The following is an 8,494-nucleotide window of genomic DNA, read 5'->3' on the forward strand; positions in this document are numbered from 1 at the left end:
CGCTGGCTCAGCTCGATGTAGCGGTCGACGATATCGGTCCGGTTCTCCGGCCTGAACTTGGCATCCTGAGGCAGGTTGGGCTGGACGAGTCGCAGCCGGACACCGGCCACCACCGGATCGGGCGGGCCGAGACGCTCGGCCCCGTAGAGCGCCAGGCCGACGAGCACGATGGCGGCCGCGGCGCTCGGCCCGAACCGGCCGCGGAGCCCCCCGCCGTTGGCGAGGGTCGCGGGTGCGGCGCAGACGAGCACGGCCAGGATGCACAGGCCGTAGAGCCCGATCACGGCGGCCCATTGCATCAGCCAGAGATTCTGGGCCAGCGCCATCCCGAGGGTGTTCCAGGGAAAGCCCGTGAACACGTGGCCGCGCAGCCAGTCGGCGGCGCCGAGCCCGAAGGCGAGGGCGGCGATCCGCGCCGCGCCCCGGCTCCACAGCAGGCCCGCGGCGCCGAACCCGGCGCCGTAGAACAGGCCGAGGGCGAAGGGCAGACCGACAACGCCCAAGGGCAGGGCCCAGAGGAACTCGTCGGCCTCCACCAGGAAGGCCTGGCCCAGCCACCAGAGTCCGGCGGTGAGGTAGCCGAAGCCCCAGGCCCATCCGACCAGGAAGCAGGGCCAGAACCGCCGGAGGGTGGTCCGCCCGGAGGCGGCCCCGTCCTGCAGCCAGACCGCGACCGTCAGGGACAGGGCAAGGGCCGGCAGGATCCCGTAGGGCGGCATGGCCAGCGCGCCGAGCGCGCCCGCGAACCACGCCAGCCCCAGGCGGCGCCAGCCGGTCAGATGCGTGATCGCCAGCACGGCGCCCGGCACATGCGCGCGCTCCGGATCGGGCAGGGGATCCCGCATCGGCCCGCGCATGGATGCACCGGCCGCTGCGGGCGACCGGGCGAAACCGTCCGCCAGACCCGTCACGCCACGACCGTCACGGGTGCGGCGTCTCGGCGACCGGGGGGCTCGATGGCGGGGGCAGGGCGAGCGGCACGACGGTCCCGATCCGCGCCGCGCCCTTGTGGAACCGCAGGCGCTTCAGACGCCGCGGATCGGCGTCGAGCACCTCGAATTCGAGATCGCCCGGACCGGCGATCAGCTCGCCCCGCGACGGGACGCGGCCCGCCAGCGTCACGATCATGCCGCCCAGCGTATCGATCTCCTCGGCCATCTCGCCGACCGCCGCCACGAGGTCCACGCCCGTCACCTCGGAGACCTCGGCCAGCGGCGTGCGCGCGTCGGCCACGAAGACCTCGCCCTCGCCGTCGACGCGCTGGACGAAACTGTCCTCCGCGACGTCGTGCTCGTCCTCGATGTCGCCGACCACGACCTCGATCAGGTCCTCGATGGAGATCAGCCCATCGGTGCCGCCATACTCGTCGATGACGAGCGCCATATGGGTGCGGGTCGCCTGCATGCGCACCAGCAGGTCGATCGCCGGCATGGAGGGCGGGACGAACAGGACCGGCCGCTGGATGCGCGTCGCCGCCAGGGTCGTCGTCAGGTCGACCTTTCCGAGGTCCAGGCCCCGCGGCACCCGCGGAGCCGGCCGGCGCGGCCGCGGTGCGGCCGCCGCATCCGCGGTACCGTCGGCCACGGTCTCCGCGGGCTTCACGACCGCGGCGGCACTGCGCCGGGCCGGCTCGGCCTTGGCGGCGATGTGATCGACGAGGTCGCGGATGTGGACCATGCCGCGGGGGTCGTCGAGGGTCTCGCCATAGACCGGCAGCCGGGAATGACCGGCCGTGCGGAACAGTTTGAGCAAGTCGCCGAGACTCGTGTCGTTCGACACGGCGACGATGTCGGCTCGGGGGACCATCACGTCGTCGACGCGCACCTTATGCAGGCCGAGGACATTCTTGAGCATGACACGCTCAAGCGGCGTGAGGCCGCTCTCGCCGGCATCCGGCTCCGCCAGCGCCTCCTCAAGACCCTCGCGCAGCGAATCGCGCGGCTTGAGATGAAGTGCCTGGAGCAGGCGGTCGTACCAGGGCTCCCGATGCGGGGATTCACCCTCGGTGGAACTGGGCGCGGCCAGGGCCGCGCCGCGACTTCGATCGTTGCTCATGTCTCTCGGGTCTGGGGTCGATCGGGCGTCGCGCGCTCAGGCATAGGGATCCGGGATGCCCAGCGTCGCGAGAGCCGCGACCTCAAGGGCTTCCATGGCATCGGCCTCGGCCTCGCCGATCTCGTGGTCCTGACCGAGACAATGCAGGATGCCATGGACGAGCAGATGGGCGAGGTGATTCTGGAGCGGCTTCGACTGCTCCGCACTTTCGCGCACCAGGGTCTCGTAAGCAAGGACCACGTCGCCGAGGGGCGTCGGAACGCCGGGATGCACCGGCTGCGGAGCGGCGGGGAAGGACAGGACGTTGGTCGGCTTGTCCTTGCCGCGCCAGGTCCGGTTGAGGTCCTGCACCGCGGCATCGTCGGCCAGCAGGATGCTTACCTCGACAGGTCCGTCCGGCCGGTCGGGGGCGATGGCGAGGCCGGCTTCCACGGCGCGCGTAACCCAGGCTTCGAGGTCCGGGATCGCCGTCTCCCAGCGCGCGTCCTCGACGGCGAGATCGATCGCGTGCGGCATGCTCACGCCAGCGGCCGTCGGCGGGGATTGGGATTGCGGTCGGCCTCGGCGCTGCCGTGGGCGGCGCGCTCGTAGGCGGTGACGATCCGGCGCACGAGGTCGTGGCGGACCACGTCGACATCCTTGAACCGCACGCGCCCGATCCCCTCGACGCCGTCCAGGACGCCGACCGCTTCCACGAGGCCGGATTTCTGGCCCGGCGGCAAATCGATCTGGCTGGGATCGCCCGTGATGATCATGCGGGAGCCCTCGCCCAGGCGGGTGAGGAACATCTTCATCTGCATGGAGGTCGTGTTCTGCGCCTCGTCGAGGAGCACCACGGCGTTGGTGAGGGTGCGGCCACGCATGAAGGCCAGCGGCGCGATCTCGATCGTGCCGGTCTGCAGGCCGCGGTCGACGTGACGCGCCTCCATGAAGTCGTAGAGGGCGTCATAGATCGGCCGCAGGTAGGGATCGACCTTCTCGCGCATGTCGCCGGGCAGGAAGCCCAGGCGCTCCCCGGCCTCGACCGCCGGACGCGACAGGATCAGCCGCTCGGCATGGCCCTGCTCCAGGAGCGATACGGCGTGGCCGACCGCGAGCCAGGTCTTGCCCGTCCCGGCGGGCCCCTCGGCGAAGACCAGCTCATTGGTGCGCAGGAGCTTGATGTACTCGTCCTGTGCCGGATTGCGGGCCCGCACGGCGCCGCGCTTGCGCGTTGCGATCTGCTCGAAATGCGGCGTGTCGGCCTCGGCGGCGATCGCCGCCGCCGGGAACAGGGTCGCCTGGGCGGTGGCTTCGCGGATGGCGCCGTCGACGTCGCCGAGGCTGAGGGTGCTGCCGCCGGTCCGCACCCGGGCGTAGAGTTTCTGGAAAACCCGCCGCGCCGTCTCGACGGCGTCTGCGGGGCCCTTGATGACGAGATGGTTGCCGAGCGCCGTGGCGGTCACATCCAGCCGGCGCTCGATATGGGCGACGTTCTGGTCGTATTGGCCGAAGACGAGGCTCGCGAGGCGGTTGTCGTCGAAAGTCAGCGGCACCTCGACCGCCTCGTCCGATCCGGCCGGCAGCGCCGCCGGGCCGCGACCCCGGAGCGCGCCGCGCGCGCCCCCACCGTCCGACGCGCTCAATCCGTCATCCTCGCCATCCGTCCGACCGTTCCGATCCTCACGCCGCCGCAGCCTCCGAGACGAGTTCCCCGAACAGGCTGTTGGCGCCCGCCTCGGTGATCCGCACCGGCACCACCTGTCCGATATGGTGCGACGCGGCGTCGAACTGGACGGCCAGCAGGTGCGGCGTCTTGCCCGCGACCTGACCCGGGTGACGTCCCGGCTTCTCCACCAGCACGTCGAAGACCCGGCCCTCGGCCGCCCGCTGATACGCGTGCCGCTGGCTGTCGAGGAGCGCCTGCAGCTCGGCGAGCCGCGCGGCCATCACGGCCTCAGACACCTGATCGGTGCGGTCTGCGGCCGGCGTCCCGGGACGGGGGCTGTACTTGAACGAGAATGCGCTCTCGAACCCGACGTCGCGCACGAGCCGCAGGGTCTCGGCGAAATCCGCATCGGTCTCGCCGGGGAAGCCGACGATGAAATCGGAGGACAGGGCGATGTCCGGCCGCACGGTCCGGATCCGGTCGATCAACCGGCGATAAGCATCGCCGGTGTGCTTCCGGTTCATGGCGGCGAGGATCCGGTCCGACCCCGACTGCACCGGCAGGTGCAGGTAGGGCATCAGGGCCGGCACCTCGGCATGGGCCCGGATCAGGGCCTCGTCGAAGTCGTTCGGATGGCTCGTCGTGTAGCGGATCCGCGCGATGCCGGGGATGCTGGCCACCGCCCGCACCAGCGCGGCAAGACCCACGGGCGCGCCGTCGGGCCCGTCGCCGTGATAGGCGTTGACGTTCTGACCGATGAGGGTGATCTCGCGCACGCCCCCTTCGGCGAGCTTCTCGGCCTCGGCGAGCACGGCCGCCACGGACCGCGAGACCTCCGCACCCCGGGTGTAGGGCACCACGCAGAAAGCGCAGAATTTGTCGCAGCCCTCCTGCACGGTCAGGAAGGCCGAGGCCCCGAGGGTCCGCCGACGGGGCAGGTGGTCGAACTTGTCCTCGACGGGAAATTCGGTGTCGACGACGCGGCGCTCGCGGGACCGTGTCAGGAGATCGGGCAGGCGGTGATAGCTCTGCGGCCCGACCACCACGTCGACAGCGGGCTGCCGCGCCTGGATCTCGGCGCCCTCGGCCTGGGCGACGCAGCCGGCTACGACGATGCGGGTGTCGAGGCCTTTCGCCTTCCGCTCACCCTTCAGGACGCGCAGCCGCCCGAGTTCGGAATAGACCTTCTCGGCAGCCTTCTCGCGGATATGGCAGGTGTTGAGGACCACGACATCGGCGTCCTCGACCGAGTCGGTCGCCGTGTAGCCCTCGGCGCCCAGGACGTCGGCCATGCGGGCCGCATCGTAGGCGTTCATCTGGCAACCGTAGGATTTGACGTAGGCCTTCTTCAACGCGCGCCGTCCTGAACCAATCCGCTTCCATCCCCACGCCCGTCCCGCGACGCGGGCCGGCGCGTGGCCTGTAGCACGGATCGCGCGGCCCGTCGCGGCGCCAAAACACGACCGGCCGCCCGAAGGCGGCCGGTGCAACGGTGCGGCGGAGGATTCCTCCGCCGGCCTCAGTGGGCCGCCGGCGCGGCGGCGGGCAGGTCGATGACCATCTGCTGGAAGAAGGGCACGTAGGCCTGCAGCATCACGAACAGGCCGACCAGGCAGGCGAGCGCGATCGAGTGCCAGAACACGAAGCGCAGGATCTTGCCTTCCTGGCCGAAATAGCCCGTGGCCGTGGAGGCGACGACGATCGACTGGGCGTCGATCATCTTGCCCATGACGCCGCCGGACGAGTTCGCCGCCGCCATCAGCACGCCGGACAGGCCGAGCTGCTCGGCCGTGATCCTCTGGAGGCCGCCGAACAGCACGTTCGAGGCCGTGTCCGACCCGGTGAGCGCCACGCCGAGCCAGCCGAGGAGCGTCCCGAAGAACGGGTAGAGGATGCCGGTTCCGGCGAAGGCGAGGCCGAGGGTCGCATCGACGCCCGCGTAGCGGGTGAGGACGCCGAGCGCGAGCATCGCCGAGATCGTGATCAGCGAGTACCGCAAGGCCCAGATGGTCTCGAAATACGCCGTCACGAGGCGCACCGGCGAGAACCGCATGATCAGGCCGGAGATGATCGCGGCGATCAGCACGCCCGTGCCGGTGTAGGACATGTAGGTGAACAGGAAGACCGCGCCCTCGGGCACCGGCTTGGACACCACCGGGGGCACCTTCATGATCACGTTGTGCAGGCCCGGCACCTCGTACTTCCAGGTGAAGATCGGGTTGACGATGCCCTTGAACCAGCCGGTTCCCCAGATGGCGACGACCACGGACAGGATGACCCACGGCACCCAGGCCCAGAGGATATCGCCCTGGGACGCCGTGCGTGCACCGATATGGACCGGGGGCGTGCCGGGCACGCCGGCGCCGAGCGCCACGGGGCGCGGACCGGCCACGGCGAGCGACGGATCGTGCCCGCGCAGCGCCGGCGACGTCCAGATCTCGCGGGGCTGCCAGACCTTCAGGAACAGGACCAGGGCCAGCATCGAGGCGATCGAGGCGCCGATATCGACGATCCAGGGATTGACGTAGTTCGAGATCAGGAACTGCGCGACCGCGAAGGAGGCGCCGCAGACCAGGATCGGCGGCCACACCCGGATCATGCCGCGGAAGCCCGCGAACACCCAGATCAGCCAGAACGGCACGATCAGCGAGAACAGCGGCAGCTGCCGGCCGATCATCGCGCCGAGGATCTCCGGCGGGTAGCCGGTCACCGAGGCGAGTCCCTGGATCGGCGCGCCGAGCGCCCCGAAGGCCACCGGCGCGGTGTTGGCGATGAGCGACAGGCCCGAAGCGGCGAGCGGCGAGAAGCCGAGGCCGATCAGGATCGCGCCGGTGACGGCGACCGGGGTGCCGAAGCCGCCCGCGCCCTCGAAGAAGGCGCCGAACGCGAAGGCCACCAGCAAGAGCTGCAGGCGCCGGTCGGCCGTGATGCCGGCCACCGATTGCTGCAGGATCGCGAACCAGCCCTTCTCCACCGTCAGGCGGTAGAGGAAGATGACGTTGAGGATGATCCAGCCGATCGGGAAGAAGCCCGTGACCATCCCGAGGATGGCCGCCCGGCTGGCGAGATCGGTCGGCATGCCGAAGCCGACGATGGCCACCAGCATGGCGAGGCCGAGGGCGATGACGGCCGCGATATGGGCCTTCACGCGCCCGCTGGCAATCATTGCGAGCAGTGCGATGACCGGCACTGAAGCGGCGAGCGTCGAGAGCCAAGCGCTCCCGAACGGATCGTAAACCTGATTCCAGGTTTGCAACGGGCGTCCTCCACAAATCCCGACTGTTCCGGGTTGCGGCCTAGCTAGCAGACGGGTTCGACCCGCTCAATGCGCTGCATCATGTATTCCAGGGTCGTGCCTCTCGATCTTCGGAGATCTGCGGCCCCAAGATCTCGCATCCCGCCTGACGTCGGCGCGCGTCCGACGCCGGAACGGGCCTGTTCGGGCGCTAACACACTCGCTCGACGAACGTTTTCTGCAGGCCCGTAACCGCGGGCCGAAGACGGCCGAACGTCCGGATGTGCTGCACGATCAGCACAGTTCGCGAGGTTTCAACATGCGCAACGGGTTACAGCTCTCCGCCGCCTTCTTCGCCGCCGCGCTGGCCGCGGCTCCGGCCGTAGCGGAGACTATGAACAAGGATGCGATGAGCAAGAATTCCATGGCCAAGGACAGCATGGCCAAGGACAGCATGGCCAAGGACAGCATGGCCAAGGACAGCATGGCCAAGGACAGCATGGCCAAGGACAGCATGGCCAAGGACTCCATGCATAAGGGAGCCATGGAAAAGTCGGCTCCCATGGGAAAGACCGATGCCATGGACAAGGGTGCGATGAGCCGGAGTGACGCACCGAAGCGGTAGAGCACGGCAGACGCGCGGCGGAGACCGGCCGGGATCGGCAGATCCGTCGCGCGTCTCGAACCGCGCTGTCCGCGACCGCGGCGCCGGGGACCACCTGCCGAGCCCGCTGTCGAACGGCTCCGCTCAGACCGTCGCAATCTCCTGACCCTGGAGGCCGAGGTCGCTGGCCGCTGGCCGGACATTCGGCGCGGGCGCGACCCCGTCGCCGCCCGCGCCGATGCCCCGCAGGGCAGCGCGCACCTCGGCCTCCGCGGCGGCCGTGGCGGCCTTCCGGTCGGTTGTCGCCTCGAAGACGATCGGCGCCCCCCAGACGACGTGCACGTCGATGGGGCCGCCCTGCACGAAGGCGGCGAGGTGGGGGGCCAACTCCATGTCCCCGTACCAGGCGATCTCGGCGCGCTCGGCCCGCGTCACCGGCAGGCCGTTGCGACGGGGATAGGTGATGGCCAACGGCTGGAGGCGCACCCGGCCGCGCCCGGCCTCGGCTTGCAATGCCGCCCGGGCTGCGCCGACCAGGGAGGAGCGGAACGGCAGGAGCCGGGTTCCGTCGCCGGTGGTCCCCTCCGCGAACAGAACGACGAGCTCCCCTTCGGCCAGCCGATGACCCATGGCGGTGCTGACGGTGGCGGTTGCCCCGCGCCGCTGCCGGTCGATGTAGATCGTCCGCTGCAGCCCCGCGAGGGCGCCGATCAGCGGCCAGCCGGCGATCTCGGACTTCGCCACGAAGGAGAGCGGCCGCAGCGAGCCCACCGCGATGATATCCAGCCACGAGACGTGATTGGCGAGCACCAGGGCCGCCTCGCCGGGGGCAGGGGGTGTTCCGCTCTGCATGACCCGCACCCCGAACAGGCGCAGGAAAGCACGGTGGAACAGGACCGGCGCCAGGGCCGCGCGGCGACGCAGCAGCCGCAGGGCGATCCAGTGCGAGGCC

General features: G+C 70.3%; 7 protein-coding genes and 1 pseudogene. 1 reads left to right on the plus strand and 7 read right to left on the minus strand.

Annotated elements, in window-relative coordinates; all coding sequences use genetic code 11:
* The 6 genes and pseudogenes from I53_RS00965 to I53_RS00990 form a co-directional block, all read right to left on the minus strand.
* A pseudogene (locus I53_RS00965) lies at window positions 1-845 on the minus strand (apolipoprotein N-acyltransferase); the annotation flags it as partial.
* Between the two features lie 76 nt (window positions 846-921).
* The gene (locus I53_RS00970) at window positions 922-2,055 is read right to left on the minus strand and encodes a hemolysin family protein (RefSeq protein ID WP_043345718.1); all 1,134 of its coding nucleotides are present in this window, start codon (window positions 2,053-2,055) and stop codon (window positions 922-924) included.
* A gap of 36 nt (window positions 2,056-2,091) precedes the next feature.
* On the minus strand, window positions 2,092-2,571 hold the full coding sequence (gene ybeY, locus I53_RS00975) for an rRNA maturation RNase YbeY (protein WP_043345720.1): 480 nt from the start codon (window positions 2,569-2,571) through the stop codon (window positions 2,092-2,094).
* A 2-nt stretch (window positions 2,572-2,573) separates the two neighbouring features.
* Complete coding sequence (locus I53_RS00980; protein ID WP_043345723.1) at window positions 2,574-3,680, minus strand: PhoH family protein; 1,107 nt, start codon at window positions 3,678-3,680, stop codon at window positions 2,574-2,576.
* Window positions 3,681-3,717: 37 nt separating this feature from the next.
* Window positions 3,718-5,055, minus strand: a complete 1,338-nt coding sequence (gene miaB, locus I53_RS00985; RefSeq protein ID WP_043345726.1) for a tRNA (N6-isopentenyl adenosine(37)-C2)-methylthiotransferase MiaB — start codon at window positions 5,053-5,055, stop codon at window positions 3,718-3,720.
* A gap of 167 nt (window positions 5,056-5,222) precedes the next feature.
* Window positions 5,223-6,959, minus strand: coding sequence for an L-lactate permease (locus tag I53_RS00990; protein ID WP_043345728.1), 1,737 nt, complete (start codon window positions 6,957-6,959; stop codon window positions 5,223-5,225).
* Window positions 6,960-7,221: 262 nt separating this feature from the next.
* Between I53_RS00990 and I53_RS30725 the strand changes: the two genes are divergently transcribed.
* On the plus strand, window positions 7,222-7,563 hold the full coding sequence (locus I53_RS30725) for a pentapeptide MXKDX repeat protein (protein ID WP_306307418.1): 342 nt from the start codon (window positions 7,222-7,224) through the stop codon (window positions 7,561-7,563).
* A gap of 123 nt (window positions 7,564-7,686) precedes the next feature.
* On the opposite strand, the gene I53_RS01000 is transcribed toward I53_RS30725, so the two are convergent.
* Window positions 7,687-8,494 (minus strand): lysophospholipid acyltransferase family protein (locus I53_RS01000; RefSeq protein WP_043345734.1); only part of this gene is annotated, 808 nt, incomplete at its 5' end.

Source organism: Methylobacterium sp. B1 (genome assembly GCF_000333255.1).
GTDB classification, from domain to species: Bacteria; Pseudomonadota; Alphaproteobacteria; order Rhizobiales; family Beijerinckiaceae; genus Methylobacterium; species Methylobacterium fujisawaense.

What these genes read in the sequence shown, in the direction of transcription:
- ybeY (WP_043345720.1), bottom strand. Translation starts at nt 2,571, where the DNA reads ATGCCGCACGCGATCGATCTCGCCGTCGAGGACGCGCGCTGGGAGACG.
- I53_RS00970 (WP_043345718.1), bottom strand. Translation starts at nt 2,055, where the DNA reads ATGAGCAACGATCGAAGTCGCGGCGCGGCCCTGGCCGCGCCCAGTTCC.